General features: G+C 64.7%; 12 protein-coding genes. 8 read left to right on the forward strand and 4 right to left on the reverse strand.

Translation table 11 applies throughout. The annotated features are described in order from the left end of the window. The first annotated feature begins 113 nt into the window (after positions 1-113). From omp10 to NOF55_RS06890, 6 genes are all read left to right on the forward strand, one after another. A complete protein-coding gene (omp10, locus tag NOF55_RS06865) occupies positions 114-497 on the forward strand; it encodes an outer membrane lipoprotein Omp10 (protein WP_306410600.1) in 384 nt (127 codons plus the stop codon). 228 nt (positions 498-725) lie between these two features. Continuing rightward, the gene (locus NOF55_RS06870) at positions 726-2,597 is read left to right on the forward strand and encodes a 5'-nucleotidase C-terminal domain-containing protein (RefSeq protein ID WP_306410601.1); all 1,872 of its coding nucleotides are present in this window, start codon (positions 726-728) and stop codon (positions 2,595-2,597) included. Positions 2,598-2,775: 178 nt separating this feature from the next. After that, positions 2,776-3,807 (forward strand): ferrochelatase, encoded by a 1,032-nt coding sequence (gene hemH / locus NOF55_RS06875; RefSeq protein ID WP_306410602.1) that lies wholly within the window; start codon positions 2,776-2,778, stop codon positions 3,805-3,807. Between the two features lie 83 nt (positions 3,808-3,890). Beyond that, the gene (locus NOF55_RS06880) at positions 3,891-4,892 is read left to right on the forward strand and encodes an SPFH domain-containing protein (RefSeq protein ID WP_306410603.1); all 1,002 of its coding nucleotides are present in this window, start codon (positions 3,891-3,893) and stop codon (positions 4,890-4,892) included. A 1-nt stretch (position 4,893) separates the two neighbouring features. Further along, the gene (locus NOF55_RS06885; RefSeq protein ID WP_306410604.1) at positions 4,894-5,352 is read left to right on the forward strand and encodes an NfeD family protein; all 459 of its coding nucleotides are present in this window, start codon (positions 4,894-4,896) and stop codon (positions 5,350-5,352) included. Positions 5,353-5,492: 140 nt separating this feature from the next. After that, positions 5,493-6,830 carry an outer membrane beta-barrel protein gene (locus NOF55_RS06890; protein ID WP_306410605.1) on the forward strand — a complete coding sequence of 446 codons (1,338 nt, stop codon included), beginning with the start codon at positions 5,493-5,495 and terminating at the stop codon, positions 6,828-6,830. A 73-nt stretch (positions 6,831-6,903) separates the two neighbouring features. On the opposite strand, the gene galU is transcribed toward NOF55_RS06890, so the two are convergent. After that, complete coding sequence (gene galU / locus NOF55_RS06895) at positions 6,904-7,788, reverse strand: UTP--glucose-1-phosphate uridylyltransferase GalU (protein ID WP_306410606.1); 885 nt, start codon at positions 7,786-7,788, stop codon at positions 6,904-6,906. Positions 7,789-7,987: 199 nt separating this feature from the next. Here galU and NOF55_RS06900 point away from each other — a divergent pair, with 199 nt between their 5' ends. Beyond that, entirely contained in the window at positions 7,988-9,199 is a 1,212-nt protein-coding gene (locus NOF55_RS06900) for a lytic murein transglycosylase (RefSeq protein WP_306410607.1), read from the forward strand. 16 nt (positions 9,200-9,215) lie between these two features. Beyond that, a complete protein-coding gene (locus NOF55_RS06905; RefSeq protein ID WP_306410608.1) occupies positions 9,216-10,412 on the forward strand; it encodes an SGNH/GDSL hydrolase family protein in 1,197 nt (398 codons plus the stop codon). 211 nt (positions 10,413-10,623) lie between these two features. Here NOF55_RS06905 and NOF55_RS06910 read toward each other — a convergent pair whose 3' ends face one another. From NOF55_RS06910 to gltB, 3 genes are read right to left on the reverse strand one after another with little or no spacing between them, the layout of a single operon-like run. After that, on the reverse strand, positions 10,624-12,078 hold the full coding sequence (locus NOF55_RS06910; RefSeq protein WP_306410609.1) for a glutamate synthase subunit beta: 1,455 nt from the start codon (positions 12,076-12,078) through the stop codon (positions 10,624-10,626). Between the two features lie 14 nt (positions 12,079-12,092). Continuing rightward, positions 12,093-12,224 carry a hypothetical protein gene (locus NOF55_RS06915; protein WP_306410961.1) on the reverse strand — a complete coding sequence of 44 codons (132 nt, stop codon included), beginning with the start codon at positions 12,222-12,224 and terminating at the stop codon, positions 12,093-12,095. A 35-nt stretch (positions 12,225-12,259) separates the two neighbouring features. Beyond that, entirely contained in the window at positions 12,260-16,951 is a 4,692-nt protein-coding gene (gene gltB, locus NOF55_RS06920; protein WP_306410949.1) for a glutamate synthase large subunit, read from the reverse strand. Positions 16,952-17,064 lie beyond the last annotated feature (113 nt).

Here is a 17,064-nt window from a genome sequence, read left to right on the forward strand (position 1 = left end):
TTTTTGCAACGCTGATCATTGATTGGCGGCGATTCGCGCGACATATCTTGTCATGCAGCCACACCATAGGCATGGTCGGGCGTGACGTGCATGCAGAATCGCTGGAGAAACCGATGACATTCCGGACAAGCCTCACTCTCATCCTGACGGCAGCGGGTCTGTCCGCCTGCGTTTCGGCTCCGCCGTCCTACCAGTATTCGCGCTCGATGCCGCAGCCGCAGCGCCCCTTCTCGCCCGTGGACGGTGAGTGGGCGGACGCCAACGGCATCGTGTCGACCTTCCAGAACGGCACGTTCTCGACCCGCACGACCGACGGAACCAACACCCTGCTCGCCTCGGGCAACTATGTCCAGAAATCGGATCGCCTTTTCGAGATCAACATGACCTCCCTGGTCCGCAACACCCAGTCGCGCGTCAATTGCGCGCTGGTGACGCAGAGCCAGCTCAACTGCACCTCCGACGCCGGCGGCCAGTTCTCGCTCTCCCGCCGCGGCTAACCGCCTGCGACAGAAAGCCGAATCCGAAGGCGCCCCTTGCGGGCGCCTTTGTCGTTCGCCCTCTGTCCGCCGCCGGCGACCATCCAGCCGCCCGCCAATTGGAAATCTTCCCTCTTGCAGTCGACCGCCCTAAATGGAACGATGCCGCGCTATCGGGAGCTGGAGCCGGAGGGGACCGCCCCAAGGCGCAATCCGGGCCAGTGCGGCATAAACAGGAGAACAAACAGGATGCAAAGAGTTGTCAAATTCGCGCTGATCGGCGTTTCCGCGCTCGGCCTGACGGCCGGAGCCGCGCTTGCCGATTACGACTTGAACATTCTCCACATCAACGATCTGCATTCGCGCATCGAACCGATCAACGCGTTCGATTCGACCTGCTCGGCATCCGAGAAGGAAAAGAATGAATGTTTCGGCGGGATCGCCCGCGTGAAGGCGGCCATCGACGCCCGGCGGGCGGCGCTCGCGGGCTCCAACATCCTCGTTCTCGACGCAGGCGACCAGTTCCAGGGCTCGCTCTACTACACCAGCTACAAGAGCGCCCCCATCGCGGAATTCATGAACGGCATCGGCTTCGACGCGATGGCCATCGGCAACCATGAGTTCGACGACGGCCCGCAGGAACTGGCCAAGTTCATCGACGCGTTGCAGTTTCCGCTGATTTCCGGCAACACGCTGGCCGGCCTCGACTCGCCCGTCGCCAACAAGTTCGAGGGCTACATCATCAAGGAACTCGGCGGCGAGAAGGTTGCCGTCGTGTCCGTTCTCGCCACCGACACCGACGAGACGTCCTCCCCCGGCGACAGCATCCTGTTCGGCGACGAAATCAGCTACCTGAAGGATGCCGTCAGGGAAATCGAGGAACAGGGCGTCAACAAGATCGTCCTGCTCTCGCATGTCGGCTACGAGCGCGACAAGGAGATCGCCGCCGCCGTCGACGGCATCGACGTGATCGTCGGCGGCCACAGCCACACCTATCTTTCGTCCACCGACGACAAGGCCGCCGGCCCCTATCCGACCCTCGTCAAGGCGCCGAACGGCGTCGACGTGCCGATCGTCACCGCCTATGCCTATTCCAAGTATCTCGGCGAACTGAAAGTCACCTTCGACGACAACGGCGTGGTCACGGCCGCCGCCGGCGCGCCGATCCTGCTCGACTCGTCGATCACGCCCGACCCGGCCTACGAGACGCGCGTCGCCGAACTGGGCCAGCCGCTGGAGGAGCTGAAACAGAAGGAAATCGGCGAGGCCACGGAAACCATCGACGGCTCGCGCGAGAACTGCCGCGCCCGCGAATGCACGATGGGCAATCTCGTCGCCGACGCCCTGCTCGACCGGGTGAAGGACCAGGGCATCGCCATCGCCATCCAGAACGGCGGGGGCCTGCGCGCCTCCATCGATCAGGGCACGGTGACGATGGGCGAGGTTCTGACCGTCCTGCCGTTCCAGAACACCATCGCCACCTTCCAGCTCAAGGGGTCGGATGTCGTCGCGGCGCTGGAAAACGGCCTCGGCCAGATCGAGGAGGGCGCGGGCCGCTTTCCGCAGGTCGCCGGCCTGAAATATTCCTTCGACAAGTCGAGGCCGGCCGGCAGCCGCGTCGTCTCGGTCGAGGTCGCGGAAGGCGACGGCTTCGTGCCGCTCGACCCGGAAAAGCTCTACGGCGTCGTCTCCAACAACTACATGCGCGGCGGCGGCGACGGCTACCGGGTGTTTTCCACCAACGGCGTCAACGCCTATGATTTCGGCCCCAGCCTCGAAGATGCCGTGGCGGCCTACATCACGGCGAACTCGCCCTACCGGCCCGCGCTGGACGGCCGCATCGCCGAGGTCGCGGCACCCGCAGACGCTCCGGCCGCCGCCGCGCCGGCGGAACCGGCCGCGCCACCGGCTGCGGCGGCTCCCGCAGACCCCGACGTCGCAACGCCCGCCCCCGCGGCAGCCGATTCCCGATATGTGGTCGTCAGGGGCGATTCCCTCTGGAAGATCGCTGAAAGCGCCTATGGAGAAGGCGCTCTCTGGGGCAGGATCGCCCGCGCCAACGGCCTGACGCGCCCGAACCACATCGAAGTGGGGCTCGAACTGGATATTCCGGCGGAATAAGACACTATGTCTCAGCCTAAAGGGCCGGCCCGCACTTTCCCGGGCCGGCCTTTGTTTTTAAAATGCTTAAAAACTGTGACGGCGCATGTCACCCGGGGCAATCCGCGGAAGGCATTGGAGCGTAATCCGTAGATCAGGTTCGAATGAAGCAATGAATGAAGAAATGGAAGCCCGCCCGATGACCTCCGATGCCCCCCCTTCCCACAGCAACCCGCCGGCCGAACTCGGCCGTGTCGGGGTCCTTCTCGTCAATCTCGGCACGCCCGAGGGCACCGATTACTGGTCGATGCGGCGTTATCTCTCCGAATTCCTGTCGGACAAGCGCGTGATCGAGTGGTCGCAACTCTACTGGCAGCCGATCCTCCAGCTCATCGTTCTCTCCAGGCGGCCGCAGAAGGTCGGCAAGGCCTATGAGGAAATCTGGAACCACGAGAAGAACGAAAGCTTCCTGCTGACCTATACCCGCAGCCAGTCCGACCTGCTCGGCTCCGCCCTCAGGGACCTGCCCAACGTAACCGTCGACTGGGCGATGCGCTACGGCAAGCCCTCCATCGCCTCGAAGGTGCAGGAACTGAAGGATACAGGCTGCGAGCGCGTTCTCGTATTCCCGCTCTATCCGCAATACTCCGCCTCGACCACCGCCACCGTGAACGACGAGGCCTTCAAGGCGCTGCTGAAGATGCGCTGGCAGCCGGCGCTCAGAACCGTTCCCCCCTATCATGACGACCCCGCCTATATCGAGGCGCTGGCCAGCTCCATCCAGGCGAAGCTCGCCACGCTGGACTGGGAGCCGGAGGTGCTGCTGACCTCCTTCCACGGCATCCCGCAATCCTATGCGGCGAAGGGCGACCCCTACCCCGGGCAATGCCACATCACCGCCCGGCTCTTGCGGAAAAAACTCGGCTGGAGCGAGGAGAAGCTGCAACTCACCTTCCAGTCGCGGTTCGGACCGGAGGAATGGCTCCAGCCCTACACCGACAAGACCGTCGAGGCGCTGGCGAAGAAGGGCGTGAAGAGGCTCGCCGTCATCAATCCCGGCTTCGTTTCGGACTGCCTGGAAACGCTGGAGGAAATCGCCGGCGAAGCGGGCGAGATCTTCCACGAGCATGGCGGCGAGAAATTCGTCCACATTCCCTGCCTCAACGACACCCCGGACGGGATGCGCGTGCTGGAAACCGTCGTCAGGCGCGAACTTCAGGGCTGGGTGTGATACACTCGGTTCGAAAGGCGCGGCGAACGAATCGCGCCTGACGCCCCATAAACGACAAGGCTGCTCGGGCCTGGGAGGAAATCATGGAATTCACCGGCTTCGACATTTCGGTTGTGGCGCTCGTCGGCCTCGTCATCCTCGTTCTTCTGGCGGGCATCAAGACGGTGCCGCAGGGCTATCGCTACACCGTCGAGCGTTTCGGCCGCTACACCCGCACGCTGGAACCCGGCCTCAATCTCATCGTACCGTTCATCGAGAGGGTCGGCGCCCGGAAGAACGTCATGGAGCAGGTGCTCGACATTCCGACGCAGGAGGTCATCACCCGCGACAATGCCAGCGTTTCCGCCGACGCCGTCGCCTTCTACCAGATCCTGAACGCCGCCCAGGCCGCCTATCAGGTCTCCGATCTGCAAGACGCGGTCATCAACCTGACCATGACGAACATCCGCTCGGTCATGGGCTCGATGGACCTCGACGAGCTTCTTTCCAACCGCGACCAGATCAACGAGCGCCTGCTGCGCATCGTCGACGACGCCGTCGGCCCGTGGGGCGTGAAAGTGACCCGCATCGAGATCAAGGACATCCGCCCGCCGGTGGATCTGGTCGACGCGATGGCCCGCCAGATGAAGGCCGAGCGCGAAAAGCGCGCCCAGGTCCTGGAGGCCGAGGGGTTCCGCAACGCCCAGATCCTCAGGGCCGAAGGCGCCAAGCAATCCGCCATCCTCCAGGCCGAGGGCCAGCGCGAGGCCGCCTATCGCGAGGCGGAAGCCCGCGAACGCCTGGCCGAGGCGGAAGCCGCCGCCACGCGGATGGTGTCGGAGGCCATCGCCAGCGGCGACGTTCAGGCCATCAACTACTTCGTCGCCCAGAAATACACCGAGGCCCTCGCCTCCATCGGCACCGCCGGAAACTCCAAGATCGTGCTGATGCCGATGGAGGCATCCGCGCTGATCGGCTCGCTCGGCGGCATCGGCGCGATCGCCCGCGAGGTGTTCGGTGAGGATGCCCGGCCTTCCGGCCGGCCCGCCACGACGGCGCAGCGCTCGACGCCCGCCGTCAATCCCTTTGCCCCGCCGGGAGAATGACATGCTCGCACGGATCGCAGCCGAACTCGGTCCCTGGAGCTGGTGGGTGGCCGGCATGATCCTGCTGGCCGCCGAACTGGTCGCGCCCGGCGTCTTCCTCGTCTGGATCGGCCTCGGAGCGCTGGCGACCGGCATTCTCTCGCTCCTGTTCTGGACCCTGCCGGCCTGGAGCTGGCAGGTGCAATGCCTGGTCTTCGCTACCTTTTCGCTGGCCTTCACGCTCATCGGCCGCAAGCTGATGGCAAGCCGCGGCGCCTCCAGCGACGAGCCGCTGCTCAACCAGCGCACGGCAAGCCTCGTCGGCCGCACCGCGACGCTTCAGGAGCCGATCCGCGAAGGCCGCGGCCGCATCCGCCTCGACGATACATGGTGGCCGGTGACGGGGCCGGACCTGCCCGCCGGCACCCGCATCAAGGTCTCGGCAAGCCACGGCCGCGACCTCACGGTGGAGCCCTTCTGACAAGCGATTCCACCCGGCTCGAAACCAAACGTTAACCACATGGGTTTACGTTTGGGTAAGCAATTTCGAGCTTGCAGGATTCCGTTTCGTTCATGTCTTTCCCGTCGCCCAGGGCACCGAAGGGTGCCTCCCGAAAGCGAGTGGCGCTGGCCGTCGTGGCCTTCGGCATTGCCGTGGCGCCGGGCATGCGGGCGCTTGCCCAGTCGGCGGACGCGGAACCGGCGGCGACGGCCGCCATTGCCGACGACGACCAGATGACCCGCTTCGGTTCGACCGGCGATGCGATCGAGGGACGCATCAATGCACCGGAAGCGCCGATGGACGGCGCCGGAGCGGCCAATCGCGACGACGGCGAAGCGACGGGCGTTCGCCTCGGCGGTTTCGTGCTGCGGCCCTCCCTTCAGCAAAGCATCAAGGGCCAGAAGACGACCAACGGCGACCGCAGCGAAAGGCGCACCTATCTGGAAACCGGCATTCGCGGCACGCTGACCTCCGACTGGTCACGCCACGAACTGAGCCTCAACGGCGAAAGCATCCTCCAGAAGAACCTGAAGGGCGATCTCTCCACCGATCCGGCCTCCCGGCTGGACGCCGCTCTCCGGCTCGACCTTCCGGCCGAGACGACCGCGACCGTCACCGGCAGCTACGCCATCAACCGCGAGGACAACGACGACCCCAACGCCATACCGGGCGCATCGGCGCAATCGGATGTCCAGACCCTGACTGGCGGCCTCGCCCTGCAACGCAATCTCGGGCGCATCCGCGGCCTCATCGGCGTCGATGTCGAGCGCACCACCTATTCGAGCGTCAGGCTGTCCGACGGCACGCGGCTCGATCTGTCCGACCGCGACCGCAACGCCTACGGCATACGCGGACGCCTCGGCTACGAACTGTCGCCGGCGCTCGTGCCCTTCCTCGAGGCATCGTTTCGCAAGACGGTCTATGACAGCGAGCAGGATGCCAACGGCTTTCGCCGCTCGTCCGACAGCTATGCGATGCGCTCGGGCGTCGAGGTCGATCTCGGGGAAAAGCTGCGCGGCGAAATCGGCATCGGTTATGAAACCGTCTCCTACGACGACACGCGGCTGACGGAAGTGAGCGGACTGACGCTCGACGGCCGGCTGAACTGGTCGCCCCGGCGCGGCACCAACGTCGCCGCCGGCCTGTCGACGCTGGTCGAGGATTCGACCGCACCGGGCGAGAGCGGCGGCATCGTCTACCGCTTCAACAGCGAGATCGCCCACGAACTGCGGGACGACCTCGTCGCCCGCCTGTCCGGCGCCACGACCTGGCGGCGCTATCCATCCGGCAGCCTGATCTCCAATTCGACCACCTATGCCGCCGGAACCGGACTGACCTACAAGGTCAACCGCTATCTGGAGCTGAACGGCTCGCTCGACTACGAATGGACCCGCCGCGAAGCGGGCAGCAATTCCAGCGACCTTACGGCCGGCGTCGGCCTGACCCTCAAACGCTGAACGCCTCGCAACGGCAAAAGCCCGCGGTCTTGCGACCGCGCGCTTCCATTATATCCGGACGGCCGGAAGGGCCTCAGAGCTTGCTCACGACGTCCTTGATCTGCGCCTCGACGAGCGGGCGGATATCGGCGCGCTCCAGCGCGAAGACGAGGTTGGCGAGAATGAAGCCATCCTTGGCGCCCGTGTCGTAGGTCTTGCCGTCGAACGGGAAAGCCGCAAAATCCTGCTTCTCGGCCAGCGCCAGCATGGCGTCGGTCAGCTGGATTTCATTGCCCGCGCCGCGTTCCTGCCGGGCGAGAATGTCGAAGACTTCGGGCTGAAGGATATAACGGCCGTTGATGAAGAGGTTCGACGGCGCGGTGCCCTTGGCGGGCTTTTCGACCATCTCGGTAATCTTGAAGCCGTTGCCGACCTTGTCGCCGACACCGACGATACCGTATTTGTGGGCGAGTTCGGGATCGCATTCCTCGACGGCCACGACATTGCCGCCGGAGGCGCCATAGAGTTCCACCATGCCGGCAAGGCAACCCTTGCTGCCCTTCATGATCATGTCGGGAAGCAGAACGGCGAACGGCTCGTCGCCGACGATATCGCGGGCGCACCACACGGCGTGGCCGAGGCCCAGCGGCGCCTGCTGGCGTGTGAAGCTCGTGGTGCCGGCGGCGGGAAGAATATCCGAAAGCAGGGTCAGTTCGGCATTCTTGTTGCGCTCGCGCAAAGTAGCGTCCAATTCGAAATTGATATCGAAATAGTCTTCGATAACAGATTTCCCACGTCCGGTTACGAAAATAAAGTGTTCGATCCCAGCTTCGATGGCCTCTTCGACCACGTACTGGATAACGGGCTTGTCCACAACAGTCAGCATTTCTTTCGGAACTGCTTTTGTTGCCGGAAGGAACCGGGTCCCCAGCCCGGCTACGGGAAATACGGCTTTACGAATCTTCTTGCTATTTGCCACGAATGCCTCCAGTGCAGAATATACTTCATTTCTGCTGCGCGGTTTTCATATATCGCAGTTGCTACTCTTTTTCCAAAAGGATGCGCGCATCCCCGAGAGATGGTAAAGAGTTTGTTGACGGTACCGTGTTAATCCTAACGTTCGTCGGGAGTATGATAGCCTCCCTGAGATGAACGTAAAAGTAACGGACACGAAACAGATGACCAAAACCGCAAGACTTGGCCTCAAGGGGTTCATGATCGCTGCTGCTGTGGTCCTCGCGCCGCTGCCCGCACTGGCCGACCGCAATTTTCAAGCCTGGATCAATGACTTCTACCCCGTTGCCGCCAAAGCCGGCATTTCCAGATCGACCTATAATGCCGCATTCGCCGGCGTAAAGGAACCCGATCCGGAAGTGCTGCGAAAAGCCGCCTACCAGCCGGAATTCACCACCAAGATCTGGGACTATCTCGATTCGCGCGTCAACCCGCACACCGTCGCCAACGGCCGCAAGATGCTGGCCGAACACGGACGCCTGCTGACCGCCCTCGAAAATCGTTTCAACGTCAGCCGCCATGTGCTGCTCGCCATCTGGTCGATGGAGTCGAATTACGGCTCCGTGCTGGAAAAGCCGGACCGCCTGCACAGCGTGCCGCGCGCGCTGGCCACCCTCGCCTACGCCGATTCCCGCCGTGCGAAATTTGCCCGCACCCAGCTGATCGCCGCGCTGAAAATTCTCCAGTCCGGCGACATCTCGACGCGGCACCTCACCGGCTCCTGGGCCGGCGCGATGGGGCACACCCAGTTCATCCCGACGAGCTATCTCCTCTATGCCATCGACGCGGATGGCGACGGCAAGCGCGACATCTGGCATTCCGTTCCCGATGCGCTGGCGACCGCCGCCAACCTGCTTGCCAAGAACGGCTGGCAGAGCGGCAGGACCTGGGGCTACGAGGCCACCGTACCGGCCAGCGCGCGCAAGTTCGCCGGCGCCACCAAGACGCTCAACGAATGGGCCGCGCTCGGTCTGGTCCGCCCGAACGGCAAGCCGTTCCCGCGCGGCAGCGACCGGGCGGAACTGAAGATGCTCGGCGGCCCGAACGGCCCCGGCTTCCTGATGACCCGCAACTTCTTCGTCATCAAGCGTTACAATGCCTCGGATTCCTATGCGCTGGCGGTCGGCCTTCTGGCCGACGAGATCGCCGGCCACGGCGGCATGCAGCAGCGCTGGCCCCGCCCCGAGGGCACGCTGGACATGAAGGAGAAGTTCGAGCTGCAAACGCGCCTGAAAGCGCTCGGCTACTACAATGGCGAGATCGACGGCAATCTCGGCTCCGGCTCCAAGGCTGCCATCAGCGCCATTCAGTCCCGCCTCGGCATGGCCACGGATGGCGAACCGTCCATGCAGCTTCTGGAGAAACTGCGCCGGTAAGGAGACATGTGAGGACATGAGGTCCCTTCAGAAGAACACCGTATCCGGACCTGCGGCCGCAAAGGCCGGCCGCTTCCGGACGGCCGGCGTTCTTCTGACCGCCGTCCTCGTGTTCGCCGCCGCTCCGCTCGCCGAAGCGCAGGAACGCCGCACCCTGATCGACATGCTGTTCGGCCGGCAAAAGCAGGCACCGGACTGGAGCGCATATCCGCCGCCTCCGCCCCCACCCGCCCGGCGCAGTTCGCAACAGCGGCCGCGAACGGATGCCGGCACGCCTGCGGCCACCGACCCCGCCGTCCAGCCCGTTCCCAAGCGGGAGGATGCCCGCACCGTTCTGGTCGTCGGCGACTTCCTGGCGAGCGGCCTTGCCGACGGATTGACGGAAGCCTTCGCCGAATCGCCCGGCATCGCCGTCACAGGCCGTTCGAACGGCTCGTCCGGCCTTGTCCGCGAGGATTTCTACAACTGGCAGCAGGAACTGCCGACGGTGCTTCAGGAGGTGAACCCGGCCGCGCTGGTAATCCTGCTCGGTGCCAACGACCGCCAGCAGATCGACATCCCGCAGGGGCGCGAACGGTTCGGCTCGGAGGAATGGCTGGCCGAATATGCGCGCCGCGCCTCGGCCCTGGCGCTGGCGGCCAGCATGCGCGACATTCCGCTGATCTGGGTGGGCTTGCCGCCCTTCCGCTCGCCGTCGATGACCACGGACGTGGTGACGCTGAACCGGATATTGCGCGGCGCGGTGGAAAAATCCGGCGGCACCTTCATCGACATCTGGGACGGTTTTGCCGACGAGGGCGGCAAGTTCGTCACCACCGGCTCGGACATCAACGGCAAGCCGGTGCGGCTGCGCGGCACCGATGGCGTCGGCCTGACCGGCCCCGGCAAGCGCAAGCTCGCCTTCTATATCGAAAAGCCGCTGAAGAGCCTGCTCGGCGAGACTGACGAAAGCCCGGACAGCTTGCAGCTCGACGCCGACAGCCTGCCCGACATCCTCTCGCTTTCGCCCTCGCGCCTCGATCTGCCGGCGCGAACCGCGCCGGTCGCGCTCACGGACCCGGAACTCGATGGCGGCTCGGAACTGCTCGGTGCCCGCGCCTCGCCGGCGCGCCATGTGCTTTCCCCGCGCGAGCAACTGCTGGAACGGGGCGAGCTTCCATCCGCTCCCGGCGGCCGCGCCGACAACGCGGCCCTGCCCGGTCCGACACCCTGAACGCAAAAGGCCGCCCCGATGGGCGGCCTCAATCTATTGACAAACCCTTTTCTTCGTCACCCTCGGCCCTGAGCCGAGGGTCCATGCCGCACCCGAAGCGGGGATGGTCGGGTCCAGGCCCGACCATGACGGAAGAGAGCGATACGCACTTTGTCAGCAGTCTGAGGACGCCCCGGTGGGCGGCCCCGTCATTTCTCGCCTGCCTGCGGAATCAGCGCGGCAGGACGGTCGAGCCCATCAGGGCCTCGTCGATGGCGCGGGCGGCCTGACGGCCCTCGCGGATCGCCCAGACCACCAGCGACTGGCCGCGGCGCACGTCCCCGGCCGTCCACAGCTTATCGACCGAGGTCCTGTAGTCCTCGGTATTCGCGACGACATTGGTCGAGCCGCGCCGGTCGGTGTTCAACGTCAGCTTGCCGTCGAGTTCCTTCAGAAGGCCGTCCGTGAACGGGCCGGAGAAACCGATGGCGATGAAGGCGAGATCGGCCTTGATGATGAATTCCGTGCCGGGGATCGGCCTTCGCCTTTCATCCACCTGGCAGCACTTGACGCCCGTCAGGAAACCATCCTCGCCGACGAATTCCAGCGTCGCCACCTGGAACTCGCGCACCGCGCCCTCGGCCTGCGAGGAGGAGGTGCGCATCTTGGTCGCCCAGTAGGGCCACACGGCAAGCTTGTCTTCCTTTTCCGGCGGCATCGGGCGGATGTCGAGCTGCGTGACCTTCACCGCGCCCTGGCGGAACGCCGTACCGACGCAGTCCGAAGCCGTATCGCCGCCGCCCACGACGACGATATGCTTGCCGCCGGCCAGGATCGGATCGGCGGGCCAGCCGACGCTGTCGATGTTTTCGCGGCCGACGCGGCGGTTCTGCTGCACGAGGTAAGGCATGGCGTCGTAAACGCCGTGCAGGTCCGCGCCGCCGATGCCGGCCGGGCGCGGGGTTTCCGAACCGCCGCAATAGAGAACGGCGTCATGTTCTGCAAGCAGCGTTTTCACCTTCACGTCGACGCCGACATTGACGCCGCAATGGAAGGTGACGCCCTCGCCCTTCATCTGCTCGACACGGCGGTCGATGAAGTTCTTCTCCATCTTGAAGTCGGGAATGCCATAGCGCAGCAATCCGCCGGGCTTCGTCTCGCGCTCGTAGACATGGACGTCATGGCCGGCGCGGCCGAGCTGCTGCGCCGCGGCCATGCCGGACGGGCCGGAACCGATGACCGCCACCTTCTTGCCGGTGTGGATCGTGGCCGGCTGCGGCACGATGAAGCCGAGTTCATAAGCCTTGTCGGCTATGGCCTGCTCCACCGTCTTGATGGCGACCGGCGCATCTTCCAGATTCAGCGTACAGGCCTCCTCGCACGGGGCGGGACAGACGCGACCGGTGAATTCCGGGAAGTTGTTGGTCGAATGGAGGTTGCGGATCGCCTCTTCCCAGCTGTTGTTGTAGACGAGGTCGTTCCAGTCCGGGATCTGGTTATGCACGGGACAGCCGGTCGGGCCGTGGCAATAGGGAATGCCGCAATCCATGCAGCGCGCCGCCTGCTTCTGCACCTCGGCGTCCGACATCGGAATGGTGAACTCGCGGAAATGGCGGATACGGTCGGAGGCGGGCTGATACTTCGCCACCTGCCGGTCGATTTCCAGAAAACCTGTAACCTTGCCCATTTTCGTTCCTCAGATCAGAAAGGCGGCCATGTCGGCCCCCAGTACCAGTAGGCGACCCCCAGGAGCGCCCCCAGCACGATGAATTCCACGTCAAGTCTGTCGTTCGCGATGGTTGCCGCCACCGGAACGGCGACGGCGATCGTCACGGCGATCATCCGGTGAAGGACAGTCGCCCGCCGCCTCATTCGGCGGCGATGCCCATCTTCATGCGCTCCATTTCCTCAAGAGCGCGGCGATATTCGACCGGCATGACCTTGCGGAATTTCGGGCGGAACTCGCTCCAGCGGTCGAGAATTTCCTTGGCGCGCAGCGAACCCGTGTAGTGCAGATGGTTGGAGACCAACTGGTAAAGACGCTCCTCGTCGTGGCGCGTCATGTCCTCGGACACGTCGACGCGTCCCTTGTGCATGATGTCGCCGCCGTGGTGGTGCAGCTTCTCCAGCATGTCGTCCTCTTCCGGAACCGGCTCCAGCTCGACCATCGCCATGTTGCAGCGCTGGGCGAAATCGCCGCTTTCGTCGAGAACATAGGCGACGCCGCCCGACATGCCGGCCGCGAAGTTGCGGCCCGTGCTGCCGAGAACGACGACGATGCCGCCGGTCATGTATTCGCAGCCGTGGTCGCCCACGCCTTCGACCACCGCCACCGCACCGGAGTTACGCACCGCGAAGCGTTCGCCGGCCACGCCACGGAAGTAGCACTCGCCGGAGATCGCGCCGTAAAGCACGGTGTTGCCGACGATGATCGACTCTTCCGCCAGGATGCGGGCGTTTTCCGGTGGCCGGACGATGATGCGCCCGCCCGAAAGTCCCTTGCCGACATAGTCGTTGCCGTCGCCGATGAGGTCGAAGGTGATGCCGCGCATCAGGAACGCGCCGAAGGACTGGCCCGCCGTGCCGCGCAGCGTCACATGGATCGTGTCGTCCTTCAGGCCTTTCTGGCTCCAGCGCTTCGCCAGCGCCCCGGAGAGCATCGCGCCCGCCGAACGGTCGACGTTCCTGATCGCCACGTCGAGAACCACCGGCTCCTTGTTTTCAAGCGCCGGAGCGGCCTTCTCGATCAGCTTGCGGTCGAGAATGTCGTCGATCGGATGGTTCTGGCGCTCGGTCCAGTAGGTCTGCTCCTTCGGCGCCTCGACCTTGTGGAAGATGCGCGAGAAATCGAGACCCACCGACTTCCAGTGGGCGATCGCCTCTTCCTTCTCCAGCAGTTCCGAAGCGCCGATGATCTCGTCCAGCGTGCGGGCTCCGAGGGACGCGAGAATTTCACGCACTTCCTCGGCCACGAAGAAGAAGTAGTTGATGACGTGTTCCGGCGCACCCTTGAAGCGCTTGCGCAGAACCGGGTCCTGCGTCGCCACGCCCACCGGGCAGGTGTTGAGATGGCACTTGCGCATCATGATGCAGCCCGCCGCGATCAGCGGCGCGGTGGCGAAGCCGAACTCGTCGGCGCCGAGCAGCGCGCCGACGATGACGTCGCGGCCGGTCTTCAACCCGCCGTCCACCTGAAGGGCGACGCGCGAGCGAAGACCATTCAGCACCAGCGTCTGCTGGGTTTCGGCAAGGCCGATTTCCCACGGGCTGCCCGCATGCTTGACCGAGGTCAGCGGCGAAGCGCCGGTGCCGCCGTCGAAGCCGGCGATGGTGATGTGGTCGGCGCGCGCCTTGGCGACGCCGGCCGCCACCGTGCCGACGCCCACTTCCGAGACGAGCTTGACGGAAATATCGGAGGTCGGGTTGACGTTCTTCAGGTCGTAGATGAGCTGCGCCAGATCCTCGATCGAATAGATGTCATGGTGCGGCGGCGGCGAGATGAGGCCGACGCCCGGCGTCGAGTGGCGGGTCTTGGCAATGGTCGCGTCGACCTTGTGGCCGGGCAGCTGCCCGCCCTCGCCGGGCTTTGCGCCCTGCGCCACCTTGATCTGCAGCATGTCGGCATTGACGAGGTATTCGGTCGTCACGCCGAAGCGGCCGGAGGCCACCTGCTTGATGGCGGAGCGTTCCGGGTTCGCCGAACCGTCGGCCAGCGGATAGTAGCGCTCGGCTTCCTCGCCGCCCTCGCCGGTGTTCGACTTGCCGCCGATCCGGTTCATGGCGATGGCGAGCGTCGTGTGCGCCTCACGGCTGATCGAACCGAAGGACATGGCCCCCGTCGAGAAACGCTTGACGATCTCGACCGCCGGCTCCACCTCGTCCAGCGGCACGGGCTGGCGCCCGATCTCCCCGGCGGTCCTGATCTTGAACAGCCCGCGAATAGCGTTCATGCGCAGCGCGCTTTCGTTGACCATCTTCGCGAATTCGCGATAGAGATCCTGGCTGTTGCCGCGCACGGCGTGCTGAAGCGAGGCGACCGCATCCGGCGTCCAGGCATGGCTTTCGCCGCGCATGCGGTAGGCGTATTCACCGCCGATTTCCAGCGTCGTGGCCAGAACCGGATCCTTGCCGAAAGCGGCGGTATGGCGGCGAACGGTCTCCTCGGCGATCTCGTCGACGCCGATGCCCTCGATGGTCGTCGCCGTGCCGAAGAAATACTTCTCCACCAGTTCCGACGACAGGCCGACGGCATCGAAGATCTGCGCGCCGCAATAGGACTGGTAGGTGGAAATGCCCATCTTGGACATGACCTTCAGCAGGCCCTTGCCGACCGCCTTGATGTAGCGATAGACGACTTCGTCTTCCGACACTTCCTTCGGATACTCGCCATGCTTGTGCAGGTCGAGCAGCGTGTCGAAGGCGAGGTACGGATTGATCGCTTCCGCGCCGTAGCCGGCCAGGCAGGCGAAGTGATGCACTTCGCGCGGCTCGCCGGATTCGACGACGAGCCCAACCGAGGTGCGCAACCCCTTGCGGATGAGATGATGATGCACGGCGGCGGTCGCGAGAAGCGCGGGGATCGCGATGCGGTCCGGACCGATCTGGCGGTCGGACAGCACGATGATGTTGTAGCCGCCCTTCACCGCCGCCTCGGCGCGCTCGCACAGCCGCTCCAGGATTTCCGGCATGCCTTCCGCGCCGCGCCCGGCGTCATAGGTGAAGTCGAGCGTCTTGGTGTCGAAGCGGTCTTCCGTGTGACCGATGGAGCGGATCTTCTCCAGGTCGCCGTTGGTCAGGATCGGCTGGCGCACTTCCAGCCGCTTGGCGTAGGAAGCGCCCTCATGGTCGAGAATGTTCGGGCGCGGGCCGATGAACGACACCAGGCTCATGACCAGCTCCTCGCGGATCGGGTCGATGGGCGGGTTCGTGACCTGCGCGAAATTCTGCTTGAAATAGGTGTAGAGCAGCTTCGACTTCGACGACATGGCCGAAATCGGCGTGTCGGTTCCCATCGAGCCGATGGCTTCCTGACCGGTCGTCGCCATCGGCGACATCAGGAGCTTGATGTCTTCCTTGGAATAGCCGAAGGCCTGCTGGCGGTCGAGCAGCGATACGTCGCGGCGCAGGGCACGCGGCTCGACGGGCTTCAGCTCTTCAAGGATGAGCTGCGTGCGGTTCAGCCATTCGCGGTAGGGATGGCGCGCGGCAAGCTCGCCCTTGATCTCCTCGTCGGAGACGATACGGCCCTTCTCCATGTCGATCAGCAGCATCTTGCCCGGCTGGAGACGCCACTTCTTGACGATACGCTCCTCCTCCACCGGCAGCGTGCCGGCCTCGGATGCGAGAATGATCCGGTCGTCGTCGGTGACGAGGTAGCGCGCCGGACGCAGACCGTTGCGGTCGAGTGTCGCGCCGATCTGCCGGCCGTCGGTGAAGCACACGGCGGCCGGGCCGTCCCACGGCTCCATCAGCGCGGCGTGATATTCGTAGAACGCCTTGCGCTCCGGCCCCATCAGCTGGTTGCCGGCCCAGGCCTCGGGAATGAGCATCATGACGGCATGCGCCATCGAATAACCGCCGCGCAGCAGGAATTCGAGCGCATTGTCGAAGCAGGCCGTGTCCGACTGACCTTCGTAGGAAATCGGCCAGAGCTTGGAAATATCCGGGCCGAACAGCGGCGAGGACACCGATGCCTGCCGCGCCGCCATCCAGTTGACGTTGCCGCGCAGCGTGTTGATCTCGCCGTTATGGGCGACCATGCGATAAGGGTGCGCCAGCTTCCACGACGGGAAGGTGTTGGTCGAGAAGCGCTGGTGAACGAGGGCGACCGCCGATTCGAAACGCGGGTCGGACAGGTCCTTGTAATAGGCGCCCACCTGGTAGGCGAGGAACATGCCCTTGTAGACGATGGTCGTGGACGACAGCGAAACGGGGTAGAAGCTCTGGTTCTCCTTGCCGCCCCCCTCGTCGTAGATGCGGTTGGAAATGACCTTGCGGATCAGAAACAGCTTGCGCTCGAACTCGGCCGTCGTCGCCGCATCCTTGCCGGCGCCGATGAAGACCTGGACGTGGTGCGGCTCGGTGGCGGCGATATGGGGAGCCTTCGACAGCGAGGAATTGTCGACCGGAACGTCGCGGAAGCCGAGCAGCGTCTGACCTTCCGCAGCGACGACCTCGGCGATGACTTCCTTGAAATGGGCGACCTGCGCTTCGTTGCGCGGCATGAAGACGTGGCCGACCGCGTATTCGCCCGCCTTCGGCAGAACGACGCCCTGCGCGGCCATTTCCTCGCGGAAAAAGCGGTCCGGGATCTGCACGAGAATGCCCGCGCCGTCGCCCATCAGCGGGTCGGCGCCGACCGCACCGCGATGCGTGAGGTTTTCGAGGATGAACAAGCCGTCCTTGACGATCTGGTGCGACTTCACGCCCTTCATGTGGGCTATGAAACCCACGCCGCAGGCATCGTGCTCGTTCCGGGGATCGTAAAGGCCTTGCCGTTCGGGAAGGCCGGTGGGACAGATTTCCGTTCCGGCGGAGATGTCAGGGCCGGCAACCGGCATGCCATGCTCATTTGCGACAGGATGGAACTTCGTCATCGCCTGATCTCCTTGAAGGCCGGCCGCCAGAGGCGCCGCATGCGAACCTTACCGCGTGTCGCCACGCCCCGCTCCCG

The sequence above is a fragment of the Ectorhizobium quercum genome (assembly GCF_026552795.1).
Taxonomy (GTDB): Bacteria; Pseudomonadota; Alphaproteobacteria; order Rhizobiales; family Rhizobiaceae; genus Ectorhizobium; species Ectorhizobium quercum.